Annotated in this window: 26 protein-coding genes and 1 other RNA gene; 17 read left to right on the top strand and 10 right to left on the bottom strand. The window is 60.7% G+C overall.

Annotation, left to right across the window (positions count from 1 at the left end; genetic code table 11):
• The first annotated feature begins 38 nt into the window (after positions 1-38).
• Both purM and purN read left to right on the top strand, forming a co-directional pair.
• Positions 39-1,130, top strand: a complete 1,092-nt coding sequence (gene purM, locus Q0L62_RS03435; protein WP_296676435.1) for a phosphoribosylformylglycinamidine cyclo-ligase — start codon at positions 39-41, stop codon at positions 1,128-1,130.
• Positions 1,123-2,076, top strand: coding sequence for a phosphoribosylglycinamide formyltransferase (gene purN, locus Q0L62_RS03430; RefSeq protein WP_296676432.1), 954 nt, complete (start codon positions 1,123-1,125; stop codon positions 2,074-2,076). The genes purM and purN overlap by 8 nt, the downstream gene beginning before the upstream one ends.
• Here the strand turns inward: purN and Q0L62_RS03425 are convergent.
• Complete coding sequence (locus Q0L62_RS03425) at positions 2,073-2,324, bottom strand: hypothetical protein (RefSeq protein WP_296676429.1); 252 nt, start codon at positions 2,322-2,324, stop codon at positions 2,073-2,075. The two genes, purN and Q0L62_RS03425, sit on opposite strands and share 4 nt — an antisense overlap.
• 68 nt (positions 2,325-2,392) lie before the next feature.
• On the opposite strand from Q0L62_RS03425, the gene cls reads away from it, so the two are divergent.
• A complete protein-coding gene (gene cls, locus Q0L62_RS03420; protein ID WP_296676426.1) occupies positions 2,393-3,838 on the top strand; it encodes a cardiolipin synthase in 1,446 nt (481 codons plus the stop codon).
• 63 nt (positions 3,839-3,901) lie between these two features.
• Here the strand turns inward: cls and ndk are convergent, their stop codons facing one another.
• Positions 3,902-4,324, bottom strand: coding sequence for a nucleoside-diphosphate kinase (ndk, locus tag Q0L62_RS03415; RefSeq protein ID WP_296676423.1), 423 nt, complete (start codon positions 4,322-4,324; stop codon positions 3,902-3,904).
• 160 nt (positions 4,325-4,484) lie between these two features.
• Between ndk and Q0L62_RS03410 the strand changes: the two genes are divergently transcribed.
• Entirely contained in the window at positions 4,485-5,126 is a 642-nt protein-coding gene (locus Q0L62_RS03410; RefSeq protein WP_296676420.1) for a protocatechuate 3,4-dioxygenase, read from the top strand.
• Between the two features lie 4 nt (positions 5,127-5,130).
• On the opposite strand, the gene Q0L62_RS03405 is transcribed toward Q0L62_RS03410, so the two are convergent.
• The 3 genes from Q0L62_RS03405 to Q0L62_RS03395 are packed head-to-tail and all read right to left on the bottom strand — an operon-like array spanning position 5,131 to position 7,180.
• Positions 5,131-5,565 carry a DNA polymerase III subunit chi gene (locus Q0L62_RS03405; RefSeq protein WP_296676683.1) on the bottom strand — a complete coding sequence of 145 codons (435 nt, stop codon included), beginning with the start codon at positions 5,563-5,565 and terminating at the stop codon, positions 5,131-5,133.
• Positions 5,565-5,714, bottom strand: coding sequence for a DUF2256 domain-containing protein (locus Q0L62_RS03400; protein WP_367183248.1), 150 nt, complete (start codon positions 5,712-5,714; stop codon positions 5,565-5,567). Before Q0L62_RS03400 ends, Q0L62_RS03405 begins: the two co-directional genes overlap by 1 nt.
• A 2-nt stretch (positions 5,715-5,716) precedes the next feature.
• On the bottom strand, positions 5,717-7,180 hold the full coding sequence (locus Q0L62_RS03395) for a leucyl aminopeptidase (RefSeq protein ID WP_296676417.1): 1,464 nt from the start codon (positions 7,178-7,180) through the stop codon (positions 5,717-5,719).
• Between the two features lie 97 nt (positions 7,181-7,277).
• On the opposite strand from Q0L62_RS03395, the gene Q0L62_RS03390 reads away from it, so the two are divergent.
• The 4 genes from Q0L62_RS03390 (at position 7,278) to rsmA (ending at position 12,917) form a co-directional block, all read left to right on the top strand.
• Positions 7,278-9,557, top strand: a complete 2,280-nt coding sequence (locus tag Q0L62_RS03390; protein WP_296676414.1) for an LPS assembly protein LptD — start codon at positions 7,278-7,280, stop codon at positions 9,555-9,557.
• Between the two features lie 234 nt (positions 9,558-9,791).
• The gene (locus Q0L62_RS03385; protein ID WP_296676678.1) at positions 9,792-11,066 is read left to right on the top strand and encodes a peptidylprolyl isomerase; all 1,275 of its coding nucleotides are present in this window, start codon (positions 9,792-9,794) and stop codon (positions 11,064-11,066) included.
• A complete protein-coding gene (gene pdxA / locus Q0L62_RS03380) occupies positions 11,066-12,070 on the top strand; it encodes a 4-hydroxythreonine-4-phosphate dehydrogenase PdxA (RefSeq protein WP_296676411.1) in 1,005 nt (334 codons plus the stop codon). The genes Q0L62_RS03385 and pdxA overlap by 1 nt, the downstream gene beginning before the upstream one ends.
• Before the next feature lie 25 nt (positions 12,071-12,095).
• Complete coding sequence (gene rsmA, locus Q0L62_RS03375) at positions 12,096-12,917, top strand: 16S rRNA (adenine(1518)-N(6)/adenine(1519)-N(6))-dimethyltransferase RsmA (RefSeq protein ID WP_296676408.1); 822 nt, start codon at positions 12,096-12,098, stop codon at positions 12,915-12,917.
• Positions 12,918-12,948: 31 nt separating this feature from the next.
• Here the strand turns inward: rsmA and Q0L62_RS03370 are convergent, their stop codons facing one another.
• Positions 12,949-13,353 carry a PilZ domain-containing protein gene (locus tag Q0L62_RS03370; protein WP_296676406.1) on the bottom strand — a complete coding sequence of 135 codons (405 nt, stop codon included), beginning with the start codon at positions 13,351-13,353 and terminating at the stop codon, positions 12,949-12,951.
• 72 nt (positions 13,354-13,425) lie between these two features.
• Complete coding sequence (locus tag Q0L62_RS03365; RefSeq protein WP_296676403.1) at positions 13,426-15,543, bottom strand: malate synthase G; 2,118 nt, start codon at positions 15,541-15,543, stop codon at positions 13,426-13,428.
• 156 nt (positions 15,544-15,699) lie between these two features.
• Here Q0L62_RS03365 and Q0L62_RS03360 point away from each other — a divergent pair, with 156 nt between their 5' ends.
• The 4 genes from Q0L62_RS03360 to Q0L62_RS03345 all read left to right on the top strand — a co-directional run bounded on the left by Q0L62_RS03360 (position 15,700) and on the right by Q0L62_RS03345 (position 19,545).
• Positions 15,700-16,911, top strand: a complete 1,212-nt coding sequence (locus Q0L62_RS03360) for a hydrolase (RefSeq protein ID WP_296676399.1) — start codon at positions 15,700-15,702, stop codon at positions 16,909-16,911.
• Positions 16,908-17,939 carry an arginine N-succinyltransferase gene (locus Q0L62_RS03355; protein ID WP_296676397.1) on the top strand — a complete coding sequence of 344 codons (1,032 nt, stop codon included), beginning with the start codon at positions 16,908-16,910 and terminating at the stop codon, positions 17,937-17,939. Before Q0L62_RS03360 ends, Q0L62_RS03355 begins: the two co-directional genes overlap by 4 nt.
• A 2-nt stretch (positions 17,940-17,941) precedes the next feature.
• Positions 17,942-19,192, top strand: a complete 1,251-nt coding sequence (locus tag Q0L62_RS03350; protein ID WP_296676394.1) for an N-succinylarginine dihydrolase — start codon at positions 17,942-17,944, stop codon at positions 19,190-19,192.
• A gap of 110 nt (positions 19,193-19,302) precedes the next feature.
• Complete coding sequence (locus Q0L62_RS03345) at positions 19,303-19,545, top strand: hypothetical protein (protein WP_296676675.1); 243 nt, start codon at positions 19,303-19,305, stop codon at positions 19,543-19,545.
• Positions 19,546-19,602: 57 nt separating this feature from the next.
• Here the strand turns inward: Q0L62_RS03345 and ssrA are convergent.
• Positions 19,603-19,948, bottom strand: a transfer-messenger RNA (tmRNA) gene (gene ssrA, locus Q0L62_RS03340).
• A 49-nt stretch (positions 19,949-19,997) separates the two neighbouring features.
• Positions 19,998-20,405: a large conductance mechanosensitive channel protein MscL gene (gene mscL, locus Q0L62_RS03335; protein WP_296676673.1), complete on the bottom strand. Its 408-nt coding sequence runs from the start codon at positions 20,403-20,405 to the stop codon at positions 19,998-20,000.
• 177 nt (positions 20,406-20,582) lie between these two features.
• On the opposite strand from mscL, the gene Q0L62_RS03330 reads away from it, so the two are divergent.
• The 5 genes from Q0L62_RS03330 to Q0L62_RS03310 are packed head-to-tail and all read left to right on the top strand — an operon-like array spanning position 20,583 to position 24,147.
• Positions 20,583-21,260, top strand: a complete 678-nt coding sequence (locus Q0L62_RS03330; RefSeq protein ID WP_296676391.1) for a LemA family protein — start codon at positions 20,583-20,585, stop codon at positions 21,258-21,260.
• 26 nt (positions 21,261-21,286) lie between these two features.
• A complete protein-coding gene (locus Q0L62_RS03325; protein WP_296676388.1) occupies positions 21,287-22,138 on the top strand; it encodes a YgcG family protein in 852 nt (283 codons plus the stop codon).
• Positions 22,138-22,824: a hypothetical protein gene (locus Q0L62_RS03320; protein WP_296676385.1), complete on the top strand. Its 687-nt coding sequence runs from the start codon at positions 22,138-22,140 to the stop codon at positions 22,822-22,824. Before Q0L62_RS03325 ends, Q0L62_RS03320 begins: the two co-directional genes overlap by 1 nt.
• A gap of 9 nt (positions 22,825-22,833) precedes the next feature.
• Positions 22,834-23,358, top strand: a complete 525-nt coding sequence (locus Q0L62_RS03315; RefSeq protein WP_296676383.1) for an NUDIX hydrolase — start codon at positions 22,834-22,836, stop codon at positions 23,356-23,358.
• 6 nt (positions 23,359-23,364) lie between these two features.
• Positions 23,365-24,147 carry an SDR family oxidoreductase gene (locus tag Q0L62_RS03310; protein WP_296676381.1) on the top strand — a complete coding sequence of 261 codons (783 nt, stop codon included), beginning with the start codon at positions 23,365-23,367 and terminating at the stop codon, positions 24,145-24,147.
• 4 nt (positions 24,148-24,151) lie between these two features.
• On the opposite strand, the gene Q0L62_RS03305 is transcribed toward Q0L62_RS03310, so the two are convergent.
• Positions 24,152-25,255, bottom strand: coding sequence for a DNA adenine methylase (locus Q0L62_RS03305; RefSeq protein WP_296676379.1), 1,104 nt, complete (start codon positions 25,253-25,255; stop codon positions 24,152-24,154).
• Between the last annotated feature and the right edge of the window lie 82 nt (positions 25,256-25,337).

Raw genomic sequence — 25,337 nt, 5'->3', positions numbered from 1 at the left:
GTGGAAATCCAAGCCGGAAAAGGTTAGGCGCACCCAACATGTCCGAAAAGAGCTACAGCTACGAGCAGGCCGGCGTATCAATCGCGGCCGGAAACGCCCTGGTAAAGGCGATTGCGCCCCTTGCCCGCGCTACTGCTCGGCCCGGCGCCGACGCCGAACTTGGCGGTTTTGGCGGGTTCTTTGACCTGAAGGCGGCAGGCTATACCGACCCGCTGTTGGTAGCGGCTAACGACGGGGTCGGGACCAAGGTCAAGCTGGCAATTGAACATGACCGCCATGATTCAATCGGGATCGATCTTGTGGCGATGTGCGTCAATGACCTGATCGTTCAGGGGGCGGAGCCGCTGCTGTTCTTGGACTACTTCGCCACTGGCAAGCTGGCCAACGGGATCGCGACCCGCGTTGTCGCCGGAATTGCTGATGGCTGCAGGTTGGCCGGTTGCGCGCTGATCGGCGGCGAGACAGCGGAAATGCCGGGCATGTACGCCGCTGACGACTACGATTTGGCGGGCTTTTGTGTTGGCGCAGTCGAGCGCGGCCAACAGCTCACCGGTGAAAAGGTAGCGACAGATGACGTACTGATTGGGTTGGCCAGCTCGGGAGTTCATTCCAACGGCTATTCACTGGTCCGAAAGATGGCAGCAGACAAAGGCTGGAAGCTCGATCGTCCTGCCCTGTTCGATCAGGATCGGTTGTTGCTGGATCATCTGATCGAACCCACGCGCATATACGTTAAAAGCCTTTTGCCGGTGATCCGCCAAGACCGCATCCATGCGCTTGCCCATATTACCGGTGGTGGCCTCTTGGAAAACGTTCCGCGCGTTCTGCCCGAGGGACTTCACGCCCGGATTGATGCCGGAGCCTGGATCCAGCCACGGCTGATGGCCTTCCTGCAGGCGCAAGGTAATATCGAACCTGAGGAAATGGCCCGTACATTCAACTGCGGGATCGGTATGGTTCTGGCGGTAAGTGCCGAACAGGCGGCAGGTGTTCAGGCCGATCTTGAAGCCGCTGGCGAGACGGTTTTCGTAATCGGCGCTATCGAGGCTGGTCCCCGCGGCTGCACCGTTCAAGGCAGCGCGGAGGTCTGGTCAGCCCGCGTTCCGTGGGAGGCCACTCACCTTGCCTGAACGGGCGAAAGTTGCTGTGCTCATTTCGGGCAGCGGCACCAATATGGCGGCGCTGCTCTATGCCAGCCGTTCATCCGATTGCCCTTTCGAGATCGTTTTGGTGGCCAGCAACAACCCGAACGCTGACGGATTGGCATTGGCCAGGGCGGAAGGCGTCTCCACATTTGCCCTGCCCCACATGGGCATGGCCCGCGCAGATCATGATGCGGCGATGGACAATGCGATCCGCCAGCACGGCGCGCACTATGTTGCGCTGGCAGGATACATGCGTATCCTGACGCCGGAATTCGTTGCGCAGTGGGCTGGCCGGATGATCAACATGCACCCATCGCTCCTGCCCAAATACACTGGCCTGCACACCCATGAACGAGCGCTGGACGCGGGTGACAGTCACGGCGGCTGCACGGTACATCTGGTCACGGCCGAACTGGATGACGGGCCGATCCTGGGGCAAACTGCCGTTGCCATTCTGCCAGGAGACACTGCAGAGCGCCTGTCCGCGAGGGTGCTGATCGCCGAGCACCAGCTCTATGGGCGGTGCCTGGCCGAATTGGTCGGGCGCGCCGCTTCGCCCGAATTTCTTACCAAACAGGTCCGCGGCCGCGCCCTGGCGCTGCCTGAAAGCGACGAGGTTACCAGCCACGGCATGCCCTGCTTTGGGATCGTCAAAGGCAAGAAATTTGCCTATGTTTCCAATGATCACCACGGCGATGGCAAGGTGGCCTTGCTGGTCAAGATCAGCGGCGTGGACGAACAAATCCAGTTAATCGAAAACGATCCCGTACGCTACTACCGCCCGGCCTATTTCGGCGATGGCTGGATCGGCATTCGCCTTGACCTAGGCGATACTGACTGGGAGGCGATCACGGACTGGCTGGCACGCAGCTGGCGCAGCGTGGCACCAAGAAGGCTGACCGGCTTGATGGACGCAGCCGACGCATTCTAGATCTCGCTTCCATCCACCATCGGCCGGCTTTCGCGCGTGCCACGATAGCGCGCGTCGGGTTCAGTGGGGCCAGGAGATATTAGGACATAGTCGGCGTGTACTTCCAATAGCGTGCCGACAAATGGCCAATCGTCCATCGTGCTGACCCGGTAGCTGACGGTGTCACCTACCTTGAAACTGGCGGAATCGAAGTTGAACGCGAAGGGGCAGTCCTCTCCGTCTTCGCCCGTACCACCCATGCCGCGCATTGTCCTTCTCCTCTGACCAGCAACATAAGGCTGGTCACAGATAAGAAAAGACGCTCAATTCAGCGGCGATGCAGCAAGATCTGACGTTCGCTTTTACCGTCGCCCTGTTCATGGCCGAAGCGGCGATGGTGCTACGCGCGTTGTTGCGCCCGCTGCGTGAACCCACGTCACGCATTGCGTGGGTGATCGCCATCCTGGTTCTGCCAGTGATCGGCGTGGTGGCCTATTTGTTGCTGGGCGAAGCGCGGATCAGCCGGCGTCGGCGCGAACGCTTTGCAGCGATTGATGCGATCCTGCCCAAACCTGATGGCGATCCTGAAGCGGCCCGGTTGGTCGCCCAAGGCCCGCACGCCGCGCCCTTCGCCCGGGGGCGCGCGGTCAACGGCTTACCCCCGACGCTGTTCAACAGCGCAACCCTGGCTGATGACAGCAACGCTGCAATTGACGCCATGATCGCCGATATCGACGCTGCGATCGAGACAGTCCACCTGTGCTTCTACATCTGGCTCGCAGACGCTAACGGCCTGAAGATGCGTGATGCCCTGATCCGCGCAGCGCGCAGGGGGGTTAAGGTGCGGGTGCTGGCCGATGCGTTAGGGTCGCGCGGGTTTCAAAGATCGGACGAATGGCGGGCGATGCACAGGGCAGGAGTGGACGCGCGGATCGCCTTGCCGGTGGGCGGTCTAGTGTGGACCCTGATTCGCGGCAGGCTGGACCTGCGCAATCACCGCAAGGTGCTGATCGTGGACAACCAGATCGCCTGGTGCGGCAGCCAAAACCTTGCCGATCCTGAGTTTCGCATCAAGGCGCGCTTTGGCCCGTGGGTGGACATCATGACCCGGTGGCAGGGCCCGGTAGCGCGGCACTTCCAATTCCTGTTTGCGGGCGACTGGATGGCAGAACACGGCGACGATATTACCGCCATGCTGGCCCCGCGCGCGCAAGGAGCGGGCAATTCAATTGGCGGAATCGCCGCGCAGGTCATCGGGACCGGGCCGATCCTGACCCACGCTGCGATGACCGAATGCTTTGCGGAACTGGTTCATGCGGCGCGGCAGGAACTGGTCATCACGACGCCCTATTTTGTGCCCGATGAACAACTGTTGTTCGCTTTGCTGTCCGCGGCGCGGCGGGGGGTGCGAGTGGTTCTGATCGTGCCGCGCCGTAACGACAGCTGGATTGTCGCCGGTGCCAGCCGCAGCACCTATGCCGATCTTCTTTACGCCGGCTTGGAACTTTACGAATTCCTGCCCGGGCTGCTTCACGCTAAGACCATGGTCGCAGATGGAACGACCGCGCTGATCGGATCGGCAAATCTTGACCGCCGCAGTTTCGAGCTGAATTTTGAAAACAACCTGCTGTTCAGCGATGCAGAGTTTGCTGCGCAAATCCGTGTGAGGCAGGACCAATGGCTGGCGCAATCGAATCGCGTCACGCTGCAGCGGGTAAAGTCTTTCAGCGTTCTGGAACGGCTGTGGCAGAACCTTATGGCGATGTTTGGCCCGGTGCTGTGACATCAACCAGAAAGGCCGCCGGATTGCTCCGGCGGCCTTTCTGGATTGCTACCGGGCGAACGGTCAGCCGACTATTTCTTCGGGCTTGAAGAAATACGCAATCTCGATCGCCGCGTTCTCGTCGCTGTCGCTGCCGTGAACCGAATTGGCTTCGATCGATTCGGCCAGTTCCTTGCGGATCGTACCCGGCGCAGCGTCCTTGGGGTTCGTTGCGCCCATAATATCACGGTTGCGCTGCATCGCGTCTTCACCTTCCAGCACCTGGACGACAACCGGGCCGCTGATCATGAAATCTACCAGTTCGCCAAAGAACGGGCGTTCCTTGTGCACTGCATAGAACCCTTCGGCCTGTGCACGGCTCATGTGGATGCGCTTGGATGCTACAACGCGCAGGCCGGCGTCCTCCAGCATCTTGGTGACCGCGCCGGTCAGATTGCGGCGGGTGGCATCGGGCTTGATGATCGAGAAGGTGCGGGTAACCGCCATCGTAATGATCCTTGTAAAACTGCGGTGAACGAAAGTTGGCGCGCCCCTAGCCCGGATATTGGCAAGTCGCAAGGCGTGGGCACAACCGCGCTGGCGATGTGGATTGGCGGTCGGCCAACATTTTGATACAGTGGGGATGGGTCGCATGGGAGAAACAGCCATGCGCGCTAATCACACGCTCATCACTCGTCGGAACTTTACCGGTTCAGCCCTAGCGGCGGTTACCATTCTGGGGGCGGCGCGCGTCGGCGCGGCAAGCGATATTGCTCCGACACCTGACCAGACGCTTGGCCCATTCTATCCGGTGCAGCACCTTGCCGAAACCGATGCTGACCTGACCCGGATCAAAGGTCACAAGAATCGCGCGCAGGGCACTGTTATCGAAGTGACCGGGCGCGTCCTTGATCGGCATGGCAATCCGGTGCGCGGGGCCCGGCTTGAAGTGTGGCAATGCAATGCAGCGGGACGCTATGCCCATCCCAATGATATAGCCGCTGTTCCGCTTGATCCCGATTTCCAGGGTTATGCCGCAATCACCACCGGCCAACATGGCGATTGGCGCATCACCACGATCAAGCCAGCCGGTTACGATTCGCCGATCGGCTTTCGCACGCCGCACATCCACTTCGATGTCCGCGGCCGCAGCCACCGCTTAACCACCCAGATGTATTTTCCCGAAGACCAGGTGACCAATGCCAAAGACGGCGTCTTTAAGAACATGGGCGGCGATGCCGTGCGGGCGCTGGCGCGCGCCGACGGTGTGGCACGTTATGGCTGGGACATCGTCTTGATGGATGGCTAGGCGACTAAGCCGCCTGGACCCAATTGCCCTGTTCCTGCCGCCAATAGCGGCGTTCAACGCCCTCGCGCGCGTCAAGACTGCGCCAAGTGGCACGGGCATCGTCGATCGTGGCAGCATCGAACAGCAAAAATACGCGGTCGAACGCCAGCCCCTCGTCTCGCCATTTTCCATCGGCGAAAGCTACAAAACGCGCAGCGTTGACCGGCTCGACCGTGTTCGAAAGCAGAATCGGTTGGCGCGCATCGTGAACGGTCCCGGCAGAACCATTTGCCAGGAAGCTGTAGTTGCGCTCCCACAAGGACTCACTGATGCGCTGGCGCAGGATTGCATCCTGCGCCACCACCAACAACCTTTGCCCGCTGCCCAGCACCTTTGCTGCCAGCGAGACCAGCGCCGTCTCCGCCGGATCACGGCTAAGCTGGTAGAAATCAACCTGCATCACGCTTTACCCCTGGAACCGCGGCAGCGATCCGAACAATAGCGTACCTGATCCCAGTCGCGCTCCCATTTCTTGCGCCAGGTAAACGGCCGGTTGCAGGCGAGGCAAACCTTGCTCGGCAAATCTGCCTTGCGCCGCATGCCGCCCATAGTCAGCTTTCCAGATTGTCGCGCACGTAGCGGTCAAGCACCCGCACACCGTACCCGGTCGCGCCCTTCTCCCAGGTCGCCCCGGGCTTGCCCGCCCATACCATCCCAGCGATATCGAGATGCGCCCACGGGCGGTCCTTGTCGACAAAGCGCTGGATGAACTGTGCGGCCGTTATGGATCCGCCTTCGCGCGGGCCTACGTTTTTGATGTCGGCAATGGGGCTGTCGATCAGCTTGTCGTAGGCCGCACCGAGTGGCATGCGCCACAGCTTGTCGCCAGATGCATCGCCCGCGGACAGCAACCTGGCAGCAAGAGCTTCATCGTTCGAAAAAATCCCGGCGTGTTCGTTGCCCAGCGAAATCACCATTGCGCCAGTCAGCGTCGCCAGATCGACGATCGCGGTGGGATCATATTGCTGCTGGGTCCAGGTAATCGCGTCACATAGCACCAGCCGACCTTCAGCATCAGTATTGATGACCTCAATCGTTTGGCCCGACATTGAAGTGACAACATCGCCAGGGCGCTGCGCCTTGCCGTCTGGCATATTTTCAACCAGTCCGCAGATACCGACCACATTGGCCTTTGCCTTGCGTTTGGCCAAGGCGAGCATGGCCCCGGCTACCGCGCCGGCACCGCCCATATCCCATTTCATATCTTCCATACCGGCAGCCGGCTTCAGGCTGATCCCGCCGGTATCAAACGTCACGCCTTTCCCAACAAAGGCAGTGGGGCGCTGGCCGGCGGCGGCGCCATTCCATTCCATAGCCATAATGCGGGCCGGTCGTACCGAGCCCTGCGCAACCCCCAGCAATGCGCCCATTCCAAGTGTAGCCATTTCCGTATCGTCAAGCACCCGAACCTTAATCCCGGTGCCCTCAAGCCTGGCAGAAACACGCGCGACAAAACTTTCAGGGTAGATCACGTTTGCCGGTTCGGTGACCAGTTCACGGGTCAGTTCAACGCCGTCAGCCAGGGCGGACTCTGTAGACCAGGCATCTTCAGTCCCTAAAGGAGCACCTGCGACCCGGATTGTTTCAAGGCGGGCCTTCTGATCCTCCGCCAATTTGGTCCGGTATATGTCATAGCGCCAAGCGCGCAGCCGTGCACCAAGCAGAACCGCGGCAACTTCGGTTGCTGTATGAGCGCTGCCTGCAAAATCTAAGGTCACAGCGGTTTCGCCCGAGGCGACATACTTCGCGCTGATTGCGGCCCCAGCCTTTTCCAGCGCAGCCTGACGATCCTTTGCCTTGCTATCACCTGCTCCGGCCAGAACGACCCGGGCCACTGTTCCATTGCGCGCAACGAAACCTTCAAACAGCTGACCGACCTTGCCCGAAAACCGCGCCGCCCGCGCGCCTTCGATCAAGGCGGGCTCAAGTTCGGGTGGAAGCGAATCCTGATCTACAATGCGGATAACCGGGCCGCTGGCTGCATCGCCAAGGGCAGGAACGAACTCGATTTTCATGTGGGCTCCCAGGGATCGATGCTGCCGTGCGACAAAGCGTGACGGCAAATGGTTGGCGTGGATTGCAGTTAGGCGCGGGCAATGCGATAGGCAAGCCATGCTCCCCGCTCCGCAGCTGTTGCTGCCACGTTTTCCTGCGCCGCGTTGCGGCTGCCGCTTTGGTGCGTTGGCGCTGGTGTTGACCATTGCTGCTCAGCCGCTTGCGGCACGGGCGCAGGACGCGGCCAGCGCACCGGTTGCCCAGCCTGCCGCGGCCCAAACCGCCAACACCGGTCCCGTTGCCTTCGAAGCGGACGGCGTCAGTTACGATAGCAACGGCGATACGGTGACTGCCTTCGGCAACGTTATCCTGCGCCGCGGCGAGCAATCGGTGCGCTCTGATCAGGTCACCTGGAATCGCAAATCCGGCCAGATTATCGCAACCGGGAACATCCGTTTTGTCGACCAGGACGGCAACCAGCTGTTCTCCGACCGACTCGAACTGACCGACGAGTTCAAGACCGGCGCCATGGAAAACATGCTGCTGGCCTTGCGCGAAGGCGGCCGGTTGGCCGCCCAGAAGGGTGAGCGCGGACCGGATGGGAAAATCTATCTCAGCAACGCTGCCTATTCGGCCTGCGCGGTGGAAGATGAAAAAGGGTGCCCCAAGAACCCGAGCTGGCGAATCACGTCGCAGCGAGTGGTTTACGACCCGGATTTGAAGAAGGTGCGCTTTACCGGGGCGCGGCTCGAACTTTTCGGCGCCAAACTGCTGCCGCTTCCCGGCCTGGTGCTTGCTACTGACGGTCGACCAATCAACGGCCTGCTGGTCCCTGATGTGCGCTACTCGACGTCCAACGGGATTGAGTTTGTCAACACCTGGTATCAACGCCTGGCGCCTAACAAGGATCTGGCCCTATCGGGCTATGTCTACACCAAGGCGGCGCCGATGGTTTCAGCAAAATACCGGCAGCTGGCAGATACCGGCGCATTCCAGATAACTGGATATGCGACCTACGGGTCCCGCATCCCGATTGGCAGCCCGCTAGCAACCAGCCAGAAGGATTTTCGCGGCTACATCGGTGCCAATGGCAAGTTTCAGTTTGATCCATACTGGAGCCTGACCTTTTCGGGGCGGTTGGCATCCGACCGCACTTTCCTGCGCCGCTACGACATTAGCCGTGACGACCGGCTGCGCTCGATGATTGATCTCGAGCGGGTGGACGAAAACAGTTACCTGTCGCTAGCCGGTTGGGCGACCCAAACTTTGCGCGTGGGCGAAGCGCAAGGACAAGTTCCGATTGCGCTGCCGGTGATGGATTACAGGCAGCGGCTGGCCAATCCGATCCTGGGCGGCAAGGTCGAACTTCAGCTTAACTCGCTGGCCATCACACGAACCAGCGGACAGGATACGCAGCGCGCGTTTGCCAGCGCGCGGTGGGACATGCGGCGGCTGACCCCATGGGGCCAGGAAGTAACTTTCACCACCTTGCTACGCGGCGATGTCTATCACACGCAAGATACCGGCCTGACTTCAACTGCGGTTTATCGCGGCAATCCCGGTTGGCACTCACGCGCCGTCGGCGCGGCAGCGATGGACATCAAATGGCCGCTGGTGGGGGATTTTCTTGGCGGTACGCAGATACTTACGCCGCGCTTCCAGATCGTTGCCAGTCCGGCGCTCGCCAACTTGTCAGTCCCGAACGAGGATGCCCGGGCGATCGATCTGGAGGATTCAAACCTTTTCGCACTGAACCGATTTGCCGGTTACGACCGGGTCGAGGACGGGATGCGATTTACTTACGGGCTCGACTGGTTTTGGGAACGACCCAACTGGCGCATCAACGCAACTATCGGTCAGTCCTATCGCTTGACCAGCCGTCCGACCTTGCTGCCTGACGGAACCGGTCTGTCAAACCGGGTTTCTGACGTTGTCGGGCGAACCGAAGTCCGGTTCAAGGACTTCGTCAAGTTCACTCACCGTTACCGGCTCGACAAAGATAACCTCGCGGTGCGCCGGAACGAGTTTGACGCCGCGATCGGATCCAGCCGCACTTATGCCGAGGTTGGCTACCTGCGGCTGAACCGGAATGTTACCTCGGGAATCGAGGACTTGCGCGATCGCGAGGAAGTGCGTTTTGCTGGCCGGGTGGGGTTTGCCCGGTACTGGTCGGTGTTCGGATCTGGAGTGATCGATCTGACCAGCACCAACGAGGATCCTAGCGCCATCGGCGCGGATGGTTTCCAGCCTGTTCGTACCCGGCTGGGCGTTGCATATCAGGACGATTGCCTCGAACTCGATTTCACCTGGCGCCGCGACTATGTCGCTACGGGTGACGCGCGCAAGGGCAACACCTTCGAGATTCACTTTGCCCTGCGCAATCTGGGCTTCCGTTGATAGCGTTACGCCGCGCATTGGCAGCCATGGCCAAGTGCGCTATCCGCCCCGACAGCAGGCTGCGTCTGCCGGCAATGCTCAGCTTGGGTTAAGCCGCCCGGCCGCAAGGCGCGCGGCAGATCTGGCGGGCAAGGGCCTGCCGCATATGGGAATTGGAACACGGTGAAACTGACTTCGTCCCTTCGTAATCACGTCCGCATGTCGTTGCTGCCGCTAGTCGGCACCGCTCTTGCTATGGGCGGCACCGTTCGGGCGCAGGACGCGTCCGGCGCGCTCAACCTTCCAACCAACCCCCAGTTCTTCGCCAAGGAAGATCCCAACAACCGCAAGGCAAAGGTGGTTATCAACGGAGAGGTTATCACGGGAACCGACGTAGATCAGCGCGTGGCGCTCATCGTCAACGCCAGCGGCAACAAGATTGGCGACGAGGAATTGCAGCGGCTCAAGCTGCAGGTGATGCGCAATCTGATGGACGAAACTCTTCAGATTCAAGAGGCAAAGATCCAGGACGTGTCCATCGACCAGGCCGAAGTTGATCAAAGCTATGCAAGAGTTGCGAGCCAGAGTTTTGGTCAAGATATCAAGGCGATGGATGCATATCTTTACAAGATAGGTTCATCCCCTGCATCGTTGAAGCGGCAGATTCGCGGCGAGTTGTCATGGCAGCGTCTCCTTCGCCGCAACGTGCAGCCCTTCGTGAATGTTTCCGAGGAAGAAGTCCGCGACGTGATCAAGCGGTTGCAGGAATCCAAAGGCACCGAAGAATACCGGGTAGGTGAAATCTTCCTGTCGGCGACCGAGGAAAACAAGCCAGCGGTATTTGAAAACGCCAAGAAGATTGTCGAACAGCTTAAGCAAGGCGGTTCGTTTCAAGGCTATGCCCGCCAGTATTCTGAAGCCTCTACTGCGGCTGTCGGCGGCGATCTTGGCTGGATTCGCCTAGGGCAGTTACCAGCTGAACTGGGCACAGCGCTGCAAACCCTTACGCCTGGCCAGCTAGTCGGACCGATTGAAACCCGCGGTGGGTTTTCGATCCTGCTCGAAATAGACAAACGCCAGGTCTTGACCGCCGATCCGCGCGACGCGGTACTCAGCCTCAAGCAGGTATCGATCAACTTCGCCAAAGGCACGACCCAGACACAAGCAACAGCAAAGGCCAAGCAATTCGCCGATGCTATGCAAGCCGCACGTGGCTGCGGCACGGTCGATGCGATTGCCGCTGGCCTTGGTGCTGATGTCGTTACTAACGACCAGATGAAGGCGCGGGACCTGCCGGCTCAGCTTCAGAACATGGTGCTGGCGTTGTCACTCGGCGAAACCACGCCGCCTTTTGGTTCGATCGAAGAGGGCGTGCGCGTATTGATGCTGTGTGGCCGGGACGATCCCAAATCGTCGGCTGAGCCCAATTTTGACGAAGTCCAGGCCCAGATCGAGGATGAGCGCGTCAACAAGCGCGCCCAGACCTATTTGCGCGACCTGCGTCGCGACGCGATCATCGACTACGACTGATGGAGGCTGCCCCGCTCGCTGTATCGTTGGGCGATCCGGCGGGCGTGGGGCCTGAATTAATCGCCGAGGCCTGGGCAAAGCGAGAGGAAAACGGACTTTCCCCGTTTTTCGTGGCCGGCGGCGCTGATCTGCTGGGCGCCGCAGCACGGACGCGTGGGCTGATGGTGCCTGTTGTGCAGATATTTCATCCGTCCGAAGCTCTTGATTGCTATGATCGTGCCTTGCCGGTGCTGGCCGGCGCGGATGGCGAATACACGCCCGGCCATCCTGACCGGGATGGTGCGCGCCTGGCCTTGGCTTCACTTGGCGAAGCGACGCGACTCGCCGTTGAAGGCGGCGCGGACGGCGTGGTCACCGCACCTGTTCATAAGGCGCGCTTGGCCGAAGTTGGCTTCACCCATCCGGGCCAGACGGAATTCGTCGCAGAGGCTTGCGATGTCGATCCCGGTGATGCGGTCATGATGCTTGCTGGCCCCAACCTGCGCACCGTTCCGCTGACCGTCCACATCGCTCTGGATCAGGTTGCCGCCGCGCTGAGCGAAGCCTTGATCGAACGAAAGGGCCGCATCGTCGCGATGGCGTTGATGCGAGATTTCGGTATCGCTGCACCTCGCATAGCGGTCGCCGCACTCAATCCCCATGCCGGCGAAGAAGGCCGCATGGGGAATCAAGAAGCCCAGATGATCGTCCCTGCGATAGAACGCTTGTGCGCCGAAGGGATCCTTATTGAAGGCCCATTTTCCGCTGATGGCTTGTTCGCCCCGCGCCAGCGCGAAACCTTCGATGTCGCGTTGTGCATGTACCACGATCAGGCGCTCATTCCGCTAAAGGCGCTCGATTTCGATCAGGGTGTGAATGTGACTCTCGGCTTGCCTATTATCCGCACCAGCCCCGATCACGGGACCGCCTTCGGAATTGCTGGTAAAGGGCAAGCCGATGCCGGCGCAATGATCGCGGCTATCCGCATGGCCGGCGAGTGCGCGGCACGGCGATTTGGTAATTAATGCCGGGTGCGTCTAAGGCGCCCGCATGACGCCGTCTCTGCCTCCCTTGCGCGAAGTTATCGCCCGTTATGACTTGGCGGCGTCGAAAGCACTTGGGCAGAATTTCCTGTTCGACGAGCACTTGTTGGACCGGATTGCGGCCATACCAGGCGATCTTGCTGGCCAGCAGGTCTTGGAAGTCGGTCCGGGGCCTGGCGGCCTGACCCGCGCCCTGTTGCGCGCCGGAGCTGTAGTAACTGCGATCGAAATGGACCGGCGCTGTCTGCCCGCGCTGGCTGAACTGGCAGAGGCATTTCCCGGCCAGCTGCGCGTGATCGAGGGTGATGCGACCAGAGTTGACCACGGACTTTCCGGGCCATTTCATGTGGTGTCCAACCTGCCTTACAATGTCGGCACGGCGCTGTTTGTCGGGTGGATGGGCGGCCAGGATTGGCCACCGCGCTGGGCATCGCTGACTTTGATGTTCCAGCTGGAAGTGGCACAGCGGATTATTGCCGCCACCGATTCCACCGCATTCGGCCGGCTGGCCATTTTGGCGCAATGGCGCGCCAATGTAAAAATAGCGATGAAGGTTCATCGCAGCGCCTTCACTCCCCCGCCCAAGGTGATGAGCGCGGTGGTCCACGCGACACCTGCGGCCATGCCTGACGGTGTTAATGCGCGCATACTGGAGCGCGTTACCGAGGCAGCCTTTGGTCAACGGCGCAAAATGCTCCGACAAAGCCTTAAAGGTCTGCCGGGCGCTCTTGCTGCATTGGAAAAACTGGGGATCGATGCGCAAAGGCGCGCTGAGACACTTAGTGTGGAAGACTTTGTAGCAATTGCTCAGGTTCTGTCCAAGCCCTGACCGGTGCGGCCCCCACGCTTTCGAAGGCCTTCTACATCCAGTTGCGGTAAGCCTGGAACAAGAATGCAGCTGCGGCCAAAATACCGGCTGCAAAAAACAGGATGTCGGTCAATGCAAAACGCTGCGCCGGGGCATGGCTGACCGTGTCACCTGCGCTTGGCAGGGTCCGTATCACTCCGCTGTGGAGAGAAGACACATCAATTCGCTGCTGCAGTACCACGCCAAACCGGTTCCCACGGCACCACCGAACCTGACCAATCAGTACGGTTCGATCAAGTACAACTTCCACGATTTCGCCGCGAGCGGGCACCTGCTGTGACGTCATCGACAGCCCGCGCGATGATGCATCGACAATCTGCGCATCGCACGTCCCATCCTGATTGCGCAGTCTGGCACGCAGCATCAGTCTTTTTCTGCTTTCGCGGTTGCTGGACAAGCTGGGTGATCCGGTAAAATCGTGATTTTCGGGGCGAACCTAGCAAGCACCGATTATCGCAAGGTTAACCCTCTAGCTTTGCAAACCCGAGCTGCTTTTCCAGACCGTCCGCCATTGATGCAGCAATGGCTCGGTATAGCCGCTGGGCTGACTGACACCCTTGAACACCAGATCACACGCGGCACGGAAAGCCGGGCCGTCCTCATTGCCAATGAGCGAAACGTAGGCCGGATCGTTCGCGTTTTGGGCATCTACCTTGGCAGCCATGCGGCGCAGCGAATCCATGACTTGCGCTTCGGTGCACACCCCATGAAGCAGCCAATTGGCGATGTGTTGGGATGAAATGCGCAAGGTTGCACGGTCTTCCATCAGGCCCACGTCGTTGATGTCGGGAACCTTAGAGCAGCCAACGCCCTGATTTACCCAGCGCACGACATAGCCCAGCAGCCCCTGGGCATTGTTGTCCAGTTCCTCACGCACCTCGTCCTGCGAAAAGTTACGGCCGATAGCGAGAGGCACCTCCAGCAATGCTTCGAGCGCCGGAACAGGCTTCGCCGCGAGATCGCGCTGGACGTCAAATACGCCCACCTGATGATAATGCATTGCATGCAGGGTCGCAGCCGTTGGCGATGGCACCCAGGCCGTGTTTGCACCCGCACGCGGATGGCCTATCTTCTGGATCATCATGTCGTGCATCATGTCCGGCGCTGCCCACATGCCTTTGCCGATCTGCGCCTTGCCTGATAGTCCGCACGCTAGCCCGATCTGTACGTTGCGCGCTTCATAGGCGGCAATCCAGACGCTCTGCTTCATCTCGCCCTTGCGAATCATCGGTCCGGCCCGCATCGAGGTGTGGATTTCGTCCCCTGTACGATCGAGGAAGCCGGTGTTGATGAAAACAATCCGGTCTTTCACTGCGTGGATGCACGCGGCCAGATTCGTACTGGTGCGGCGTTCTTCGTCCATCACCCCAACCTTTACGGCGTGGCGTGGCAAGCCGATCAAATCTTCGACAGCATCGAACAGCGCGTTGGTGAAGGCGGCTTCCTCGGGCCCGTGCATCTTGGGCTTTACGATATAGATACTGCCTTCGCGGCTGTTACGGTGCTTGCCCAGGCCCTTTACGTCGTGCGCGCCGATTGCGCTGGTGATTACCGCGTCCATTATCCCTTCGGGCACTTCGCTGCCGTCCGTGAGCAGAATCGCCGGATTGGTCATCAAGTGACCCACGTTGCGCACAAACAGCAGGCTGCGACCCGGCAAGGTCAAATCGTCACCGTCACGCCCGGTCCAGCGGCGATCATCCGCCAGGGTACGGGTCAGGGTCCGCCCGTCCTTGGTAAATGTATCGGTGAGATCGCCCCGGATCACGCCTAGCCAGTTGCGATAGGCGGCCAGTTTGTCCGCCGCATCGACGGCAGCGACCGAATCCTCCAGATCGCAAATGGTCGTCAGCGCCGATTCCAGCACGACATCTGCGATCCCGGCGCGGTCGGTCTTGCCGATCGGATGATTGCGATCCATCACAAGTTCGATGTGCAACCCATGGTGAGCCAGCAGCAGCCCGCCCGGACGGTGTCCGCAAAAATGTCCGGGATCGCGCAGCGGCGGCACACCTTCGCCGTCCCAATCGGTCCAGCTTAATCCGTCAAGCGGAACCGACAGGTCTAGAAAGGCGCGCGCTGCCGCAATAACCGCGGCACCGCGCACCGGATCATAGCTGCCCGGTCTGGCTGGCGCGGCATCGAGCGCATCTGTGCCATAATAGGCATCGTACAGACTGCCCCAACGCGCATTAGCGGCGTTCAGCAGGAAGCGGGCATTTAGCACCGGAACGACCAGTTGAGGGCCTGCCATGCCGGCAATTTCACGGTCGACGTTTTGGGTTCCGATTTCAAAGGGAGCAGGCTCCGCCACCAGATAGCCGATCTGGGTCAGGAACGCCTTGTATTCGCCCATAGCTATCGGCTTGCCGGCGCGCGCCTCATGCCATGCGTCGATTTCAGCCTGCAACGCATCCCGCTTGGCCAGCAGCGCAGCGTTCTGCGGGGCGAAAGCGTCAAGTAAGTTGGCAAAACCCTGCCAAAATGCCGCCGGATCCTTGCCCAGCGGAGCCAGGACCTTGGTATCTATAAAAGCGGCCAGCGCCCCATCGACCTTCAATCCGCTTTTTTCAATTCGCTCGTTCATTCCATCCTCGCGTCCACGTATGTCCGAACCCCGCCTGCTGGCATGGCCGTCCGTATCGACAATTCCGGGGAGGAACGCGAGGCCCTATGCCGCAGTGGCAAACGGTTGGCAACGGGGCTTGGACAGCTTGCGCGCCTCGGCTAGAGACGGTTTCACATGCAACAGCTTTCGTCCTTGGAGCGCGATCTGATCGCGCGCGTCGATGCCGCGCCGATGCTCCATCAGGTGCTGGCATGGAGCGCCATTAACACCGGGACCGGCAACCTTTCCGGCCTGTCGCGGCAATGGAAAGCCCTGGCGGACGCTTTTTGTGCGCTTCCGGGTGCGATCACTGACTTAAGCCCTGAACCAGTCCAATCTGTGGCTGCTGACGGTAGCCGATGCGAAATTGCCAACGGTTCGCACTTCGTGCTGCGCGTCCGGCCCGAGGCGAAGCGGCGCTTCCTTCTGACCGGGCACATGGACACTGTCTTTCCTGCCAACCACCCGTTTCAGCAGACAGTGTGGCGGGACCCTCAGACACTCAACGGCCCTGGTACTGCCGACATGAAGGGCGGAATTGCAGTGATCCTCGCAGCACTCAAAGTTTTTGAAAGCAGCAAGTCTGCGAAAGGCGTGGGTTACGATATCCTGATCAATTCGGATGAGGAAACCGGCAGCCTTTCTTCCGCGCCGCTTATTGCTGATCTGGCACGCGGCAAGGTCGCGGCATTGACCTATGAGCCGTCCGCTCTGCCAGATGGCACGCTGGCTGGCGAACGGTCTGGCAGCGGCAATTACAGCGTCGTCATCACTGGCCGATCCGCCCACGCCGGGCGCAATCCCGACGAAGGCCGCAACGCTATCGTCGCCGCTGCTGCATTGGCCGTCCGGCTCAAGGCGATTGCCCGGGACGGCCTGGCGGTAAATCCGGCCCGTATCGAGGGCGGCAGCGCCAACAATGTTGTTCCTGATCATGCCGTTCTGCGATTCAACATCCGCCCGCGCAGCAGCGATGACACCGCAGCATTCCAGCAGCACTTCACTGCCCTGATCGCCGAGATCACCGCTGCGCACGAAGTAGCCTGCCACGTCCATGGCGGTATTTCGCGTCCGCCCAAACCGGTTGACGCCGCAGCCGAAAAGCTGTTCGGGATGGTCGAGGAATGCAGCGCCCTGCTGGGCCAGCCGATCGGGCGTATTGCTTCTGGCGGAGTTTGCGACGGCAACAATATCGCCGCTTGCGGCGTGCCGGTGGTAGACACAATGGGCGTGCTGGGCGGCGCGATACATTCTCCTGACGAGTTTCTGATTGTATCCAGCCTTGAACACCGTGCGCAGCTATCGGCGCTGGTGCTGCATCGCCTTGCCTCCGGAGCCATCCTTTGACCCATGTGATCCGCGCCGCCACTGAAGCGGACCTGCAACATCTGTACGAAATGGCCAAAAGCACTGGCGGAGGCTTCACCAACCTGCCGCCCGACCGCAAGGCACTGACCGCCAAGCTGGAACGCGCCGCCGCCGCATTTGCGCGCCAGGGTGACGATGTCAGCGACGACATGTTTGTGTTTATGCTGGAAGACACGGCAACCGGAGAGGTGCGCGGCACCTGCCAGGTTTTTTCGGCGGTTGGCCTTAAGTTTCCGTTTTATTCCTACCGTATCGGCGCGTTGACCCAGCACAGCGAAGAGTTGGGCCGCACGTTTCGTGCCGATATTCTCAACCTGTCGACGGACATGGAAGGATCGTCAGAAGTGGGCGGACTGTTCCTCCATCCAGGCGAACGATCCGGCGGGTTAGGAATGCTGCTGGCCCGAAGCCGGTACCTCTTCATCCGCAATCATCGCAGCCGGTTTGCCGACAAGACCTTCGCCGAATTGCGCGGGGTTATCGATGAGGCCGGCGGATCGCCCTTCTGGGACGGGGTTGCCGGTCGTTTTTTCGGTATGAATTTCCAGGACGCTGACGAGTTCAATGCCAAGCACGGCAATCAGTTCATTGCCGACCTGATGCCAAAGCATCCGGTCTATATCGCCATGCTCACCGAACAGGCCCGGGCGGTGATTGGCGTCCCCCACCCCACTGGCCGTGCGGCGATGCGGATGTTGGAGAATGAAGGGTTCGTCTGGGAAAAGTATGTCGACATCTTTGATGGTGGACCAACGCTGTCGGCCCGGACCGATCAGATCCGATCGGTGCGTGAAACTGTCGATGGAGAAATCAAGACTATCGACCGCTCACTGGGCGAGCATACGGGCGGAGCACGCCGCCTTGTAGCAGTGGGGAAGATGGCTGATTTCCGCGTTGCCTATGGCTGGGTAAGCGATCACGGTGACGGGATCTCGATCGACCCGGTCTGCGCCGCTACGCTGCGGGTTGAGCCTGGGATGATCGTAAGCCACGTGGCACGGTGGTAATTATGAGCGCAGTCGAAATCAATTTTGACGGGATTATCGGACCCAGCCACAACTACGCAGGGCTGAGCCTGGGCAACCTTGCCTCTGCCAGCCATGGCGGTGATACATCTTTTCCCCGGGCTGCTGCGCTGCAGGGCCTAGCCAAAATGCGGCACAACATGGACTTGGGCTTGGCTCAGGGCATCCTGCTTCCTTTGCCACGACCCAACGCCGCTTTCCTCTCCGCAATCGGCGCTGACGGGACGGAGGATGCGCGTTTGCTTGCCGCGGCCTGGTCTGCCAGTTCAATGTGGACTGCCAACGCAGCAACCGTTTCACCCGCCGCGGATACCACCGACGGCCGCTGCCACCTGACTGTGGCCAATCTTGTCACTATGCCCCACCGCTCGCAGGAATGGCCCGACACGCTTAAGCAGTTGAGAGTGGCCTTTGGGAGTGCCGATCACTTTACAGTGCATGATCCGGTCCCGCCATGCTTCGGCGATGAGGGCGCGGCCAATCATATGCGCATGGCGTCCCGCCACGACCAGTCGGGTATAGAAATCTTCGTCTATGGGACCAGCGGCGGTGCCTTTCCCGCCCGGCAGCACGAACAAGCCAGTCGGGCAGTCGCCCGCCGGCATGGGCTTGAAGCAGGCCGCACTTTGTTCGTTGAACAGAACCCCGCAGCGATCGCCGCCGGAGCGTTTCACAATGATGTTGTAGCGGTTGCCAACGAGCGGGTGCTGTTTACCCACGAACAGGCCTTCGCCGATCCGGAAGGGACGTACAGTGCAATTCGTGCTGCATTGCCAGAGGCGGAAATCGTTGTGGTGCCGGCCAGCGCAGTCAGCCTCGGTGATGCCATTTCTTCCTACCTTTTCAACGCACAGTTGTTGACATTGCCGACGGGCGAAATGGCCTTGGTGATCCCGCTCGAAGCGTGGGAGCATCCTCGGGTGCGCGCTTGGCTGGATGAAATGCGCGCTACCAACGGGCCGATCCGCCGGGTCCTCCCAGTCGATGTGCGGCAATCGATGGCCAATGGCGGCGGTCCCGCTTGCCTGCGCCTGCGCGTCGTGGCGGAACCGAAGAGCGTTGATACCCGCTTCCTGCTGGACTCCGCGAAGGCTGAACGGATCGAAACGATCATCGCCGCCTTCTGGCCGGAAAGCATTTCATCGAACGACGTGGGCAGCGATGATCTTGCCGAGAAGGTTAAGACCGCGCGCGATGAGCTGCTCGATTCCCTTGATCTTTCCGAGCTTTGCTAGCCTTTTTGTCGCTAACATTTACAGTTGCTGGGATGTTAACCAATGACTTGCGCGGCATCGCGTTCATGGCATGATCGTTGCTAAGAAACGTGCTTGAGGAACAGCGCAGCATGTTGAGCAAAATCGGTCGTCTCTTCGTTATCAAAACCCGCTTTGAAGCGTGCCTGATAATTTATGCGTTGGGCTTGGGCGCGATAGAACGCGGCAAGGTCTATCTCGACACGTTTCCGGGGGCGGGTGGCTGGCTGTTGATGGCTGCGTGCACTGGTTCGGTATTTCTGGCCGGGGCCAAGATTTTTGACTGCATCGCTCATGAAAAGCGGATGAGGGAAAAGCCTGAAACTGTTTTCTGACGCCAGCGCTGGGAAGCAGGTGGAGGGATTCTGTTGCTAGGCTCCCTCCGGGCCCCCGGTTTCCGATTCTGTTACCCGGTTCGGTCCGAACCGTGCTTTCGCTTTGTAAGATCAGGCCGTTAGGCCGTCAGGTTACGCGGCGAGAGCAAGTGCTTCGTTGTCGTTGGCACTTATGAGTTTTGAGCCTTGAACGGGTTACTCAGCCCGGGTGAAAACTGCGCTTTTCAACACACGTCGATCCTGGTTCGGCCCCGTCATTTCCCCCGCGACAACGGGAAAGGTGGTGGAGCCGCCGGGTACTGCCCCCGGGTCCGCTGTGCCTATTGCACGCCGCAATTTATCACCATAGCCGGCCGAAACCGGCATCGCTGATATAGGTCATAGACGTCCAAAAGGAAAGGGGCGGGAACCGCTTGCCGGCCCCGCCCCAAATTCAAAGTTCAGGAAAACGCCTACTTCCTGAGCGAATCCCGTATTTCCGTCAGCAAGTCGACCTCGCTCGGGCCAGCGGGCGCCGCCGGAGCAGGCGGCATGGCCCGGTTGGCGGCTTTGACGATCATGAAGATGATCCACGCCAGGATCAGGAAATTGATCAGCGCCGTCACGAAGCTACCATAGGCAAGCACGTTAGCCCCCGCTGTGCGAGCAGCTTCCAGCGAAGTGCCCGGTGCTACATCGCCGCTTAGTACCACGTACTTGCTGGTAAAATCGAGACCGCCGAATATCTTGCCGACGACCGGCATGATCAGATCCTCGGTAAGCGATGTGACAATCTTGCCAAATGCGGCACCGATGATGACGCCAACGGCAAGATCCAGCACGTTGCCCTTAGCGATAAATTCCTTGAATTCCGATACCATGGACATTTCTGGTCCCCTTCCTTGCTGTGCCCCGCACAATTGCTGCCAGAAAGTGCACTTCTGCACAACAACCGATTGTGGCGCGATATGTTGATGCGAAGTCCTTGCGTGCGCATCGGGCGTCGCTACATTCTTGGCTACAGGCGATCGCCGCCGGTTGAGAGAAGGAACGTACTGATGGTTGACCGTTTTTCGCGTAATCTGCCCCGGGTGGCGATCGTTGCGGCTGCCTCGATCACTCTTGCAGGTTGCGGCATCAATTCTGTGCCCACGGCAGAGGAAAATGCCAAGGCCAAATGGGGTGATGTGGAAAGCCAATACCAGCGCCGCGCCGACTTGGTCCCGAACCTGGTCGAAACCGCCAAGGCAGCGGCAGCATCGGAAACGACGATCCTGACAAACGTTACCAACGCCCGAGCAGCGGCGACGTCCATTAATATCCGGACCGAGGATCTTTCGGACCCTGCCACGTTCGAAAAGTTTCAGAATGCCCAGAACCAGCTCACCCAGGCACTGGGGCAACTGCGCACCGTAGTTGAAAACTATCCGCAGCTGCAAAGTCAGGCCCGCTTTGGCCAACTGATGGACGAACTGGCCGGGACGGAAAACCGCATTAACGAGGCGCGCCGCGACTACAACGTTGCTGTCCAGTCGTACAACACCACAATCCGCACGTTCCCTGACGCCATCGGTGCAAAGGTGTTTTATGGCGCAAAGCCGCTTATCCCGTTCAAAGCAGACCCAGGGGCTGCCAGTGCACCCAAGGTCAACTTCGATATGGCCCCAGCGCCCGGTACAAAGCGAGGTGCAAACGACAATGCCGCTGCAGCAGCATCATCTGCTGCCGCGAACTGAAACGGCCTGACCTGAAAGGAGCGGCCATGCGGTCCGTTCCCGTGCCTGTAATACTGTCGCGGCTTTTGCTTGCTTTGGCGGCCTTGTTTCTTGCCTTGGCCGGGACAGCGGTTATGGCCAAGCTTCCGGCTCGTCCTGACGGCCCCATCCTGGATCAAGCCGCAATCATCCCCGATCAGCAAGAGGCTGCGCTCGATAGGAAACTGCGCAGCTACAATCGGGAGACCGGGCGTGCGATTATTATTGTCACCGTGACCTCGCTGGATGGTCAGGTTCCCGAACGCTACGCACAAGATCTTGCCCGGGCGTGGGGGATTGGTGGAGCGGAAAGCCAGGAAGGCGTCCTTTTTCTGATCGCGCCTTACGAACGCAAGGTGCGAATTCAGACATCCGTAGGCACACAGGGACGATTGACCGACGGGTTTGTCGGACAAACTATTCGCACTGTGGTCACACCCAGGTTTAAACAAGATGACTACGCGGGCGGCATTACCGATGGTGTTGACGCCTTGATCGCGCAACTCGAACGCGATCCGGTTGATGCCAAGGCAGTCGCTGAGGCAGCCGATGCGGCATCGGCGCAGCGATCCGGTAAAGGGTCCTCCGCAGGCGGAATGCCCAGTGTATTCATTTGGCTGATCGTGCTGATCGTGTTCATCAGCTTCTTTGGCCGCGGTGGACGTCGCGGCGGTTACCGGCGTAGCGGAATTGATCCGGGTATCGTTCTGTGGGGCATTTCCGAGGCCATGCGTCATGGCAGCAACTCGGGTGGATGGAGTAGCGGAGGAGGAAGTTTCGGGTCAGGCGATGGCGGCTTTGGTGGCTTTGGCGGAGGCGGCGGCGGGTTCGACGGCGGTGGGGCATCGGGGGACTGGTAATGGCTGAACCGGTGCAGAAACTGTCCGATGCGGATCACGCGATTATTTCGGCCGCAGTCGAAACGGCGGAGCTCACGAGCGCGGGGGAAATAGTCACGATCGTGTCCGATCAGTCGGACCGCTACTTCGATGTCGCGCTGGCCTGGGCTACGCTGGCGGCAATGACGGCCCTGATGGCCGTCTCGGCGTTCCCCACATTTTCGCTTGGCTTGATCGATCGTATCCTGGGCCGATGGTCGCACGATTGGACGCCGCAGCAAGTGCTGGTCATGGCCGCATGTCTGGGTATGAGCAAGTTTGTCGGCGTGCTGCTGGTACAGCTCTGGCGACCATTGCGGCTGTTCCTCATACCGCGCTTTGTTTCAAACCCGCGGGTTCGCGCCCGCGCTGTGACGCTGTTCCGCGTTGGTGCCGAGCGCCGCACCACCGGTCGCACCGGCATCCTCATCTACCTCAGCCTGGCCGAGCATCGCGCTGAAATCGTTGCTGATGAAGCGATAGCCAGCAAGGTCGCGCCTGAAGTATGGGGCGAGGCTATGGCCGCGATGCTGACTGAGCTGCGCGCCGGACAGATCGCAGCAGGTATGGCCGCCGCTGTCGGCAAGGTCGGCGAAGTACTCGCCCAGCATCTGCCCCGTTCAGCCCAAGACACGAACGAATTGCCAGACCGCGTGATCGAAGTCTAAGCAGCGCGCATGGACGCCGAAACCGAAACGACCGTCTGGTCGGGTAACTTCATCGCAGCCAAGACCCGCGGAAAATGGGAATACGTCAGCCGTGCGCGCGGCATAAAGGCAGCCGTCATTCTGGCGATCGACGCGGAGAAACACGTTGTTCTGGTCGAGCAGTTTCGCGTGCCGCTAGGCCGTTCTTGTATCGAGCTTCCGGCCGGCCTGATCGGTGATCACGGCGAGGACGAGGATGCGGCTGTTGCCGCCAACCGCGAGCTAGAGGAAGAAACCGGCTATCGCGCCGCGCGGATGGAGGTGATCGGCGAGTTTTATTCCTCCCCCGGCATGGTCACCGAAAGCTTTACCCTGCTGCGCGCCCGAGAGCTTACCCAGGTCGGACCGGGCGGCGGGGTAGACGGCGAGGACATCACCGTCCATCGTGTCCCGCTGGCCGGGATTGAACGGTTCATCTCCGCTTCGCGTGCACGGGGTGTAGCGATCGATGTGCGCTTGCTGATGCTGCTGGGCAACCGGATCTTGGAAGGATAGCGAATTATGACAGGACGGGTTGCGGGCAAAAAGGCGCTGGTCACCGGCGCAGCGCAGGGCCTGGGCGCGGCGCAGGCGCGGATGTTGTGCCGTGAGGGTGCGCAGGTGTTGCTGGCCGACATCAACGACGAACTTGCCAGCGCCGTCGCCAGCAGGCTTAACGACGAGTTTGGCGCTGGCCATGCGCTGGCCTGCCATCTCGATGTTACCCAGCCGGATCAGTGGGAGGCCGCCGTCGATCTGGCGCGCGACGCGTTGGGCGGTTTGTCGATCCTGGTCAATAACGCCGGGATCGGGGTGCGCGGTAATATTGAAACGGCAAGCCTTGATGATTGGCATCGCGGCTTTGCGGTCAACGTCGATTCGGTCTTCCTCGGCTGTCAGAAAGCGCTGGGCCTGATGAAGGACCACCAGCCGGGATCGATCGTCAACATTTCGTCGATCGCCGGCCTCATCGCCAGCGACACTATGCCGGGTTACAATGCCAGCAAGGCAGCGGTGTGGATGCTGTCCAAGTCGGTCGCGCTGTACTGCGCCAAGATGGGCTGGGACATCCGCAGCAATTCGGTCCACCCGACTTTCATCGATACCCCGATCCTTGACGGCATGGTCACCTCCACGGGCAAGCCCAAGGATGTGATCATGGACAAGCTGGCCCGGCAGATCCCGCTCAAACGCGTCGGCCATGTCGACGATATCGCCTACGGTGTGCTCTACCTCGCCAGCGACGAAAGCCGCTTCGTCACCGGGGCCGAGCTCAAGATCGATGGCGGCATCTCGGCAATGTAGATCCTCACCGCTTGTCGATGAGGTACAGGTATTCGGTTACGTGCCGGTCGCGCGCGGCCAGGTTGCGGCAGCCGCGGAACGTCGTGTAGCGGGCATCCATCACGCTGACCTCGCCCATGCCGAGCAGCGCCGCCAGCAGCCGTTCGTGCGGCACGAACCCCTCGGCATTGTACGACAGCAGCACCAGCCGCGCCGGCACTCGCCGCACCAGGTCGAACAGCGCGGCTTCGGCGGCGGCCGGGCGGTTGTAGGCAGAGCGGTTCCAGCCCCTGGGGATACCGGAAATGCGGCTGATTTCGGCGGGGCGGCGGTAATCGCACAGCAGGTTCAGCATGAAATAGTTCGAACCGTAGGGATGCTGGTTGTACGGCGGATCAAGGTAGGCAAGGTCGACCGGATCGATCTCCCCGACCAGCGCATTGGCATCGCGGCGGTAAACCTCGGCCGGGCAGGACAGGCGGCTGAGCACCGGGGCCTGCACCGCGATCGGCTTCAATATCCGCCCCAGCGCATGGGCGCCGCTGCCGCCGAACTGCCCCACCCCGGCGGCGTTCTTGTAAAACCCCTTGAACACGCCCGCAGTGTTGGCATGGACCGATGCCTGGGCCAGCACCGGGGCGAGGAGGAACGGGCGCAGCGCCGCGTCCACACTGTCCAGCACCTGGCAAAAGGTGTCGAGGAACACCGCATTGGCGCGGGTATAGAACGCCCGCTCGCCCGGCTGGATCGCGCTGTCATCGCGCGGCGCATACAGCTCGGCCAGAAAGCCGGGCGCCAGCCCCGCGGCCACCGCGCCGCGCACCCGCGCTACCTCTGCCGCCAGCGCGGCCTGGTCCACGTCGCGCGGATCGGCCTGATAGCAGCGGTTCGCCGCCTCGCTGTAGGGCTCCAGATCGTTGCAGACCAGACGGCTGGCGTGCCCCCGCGCCATCCGTGCCACCACGCCCGATCCGCTGAACAGGTCGAGCACGCTGATCGGCCCGCCCCCCAGCCGCGCCCGCGCCTCTACCAGCCCCGCCTCGATCAGCGGCAGCAAGCGGCGCTTGTTGCCGATGCAGGTGATCAGCTGGGTGGTGCGATAGGCGGCACTCTCGCCCGGGGCGTGCATCGCACGGTGATAGGTCGCCCCCCCGCGCTTGCCAAGCCGGGGCCGCCGGCGCGGAAGTTCACACCAAGATCACAGGGTCCAT

The sequence above is a fragment of the Novosphingobium sp. genome, assembly GCF_024642085.1.
GTDB lineage: Bacteria > Pseudomonadota > Alphaproteobacteria > Sphingomonadales > Sphingomonadaceae > Novosphingobium.
This window is presented reverse-complemented; position numbering and strand designations above follow the sequence as displayed.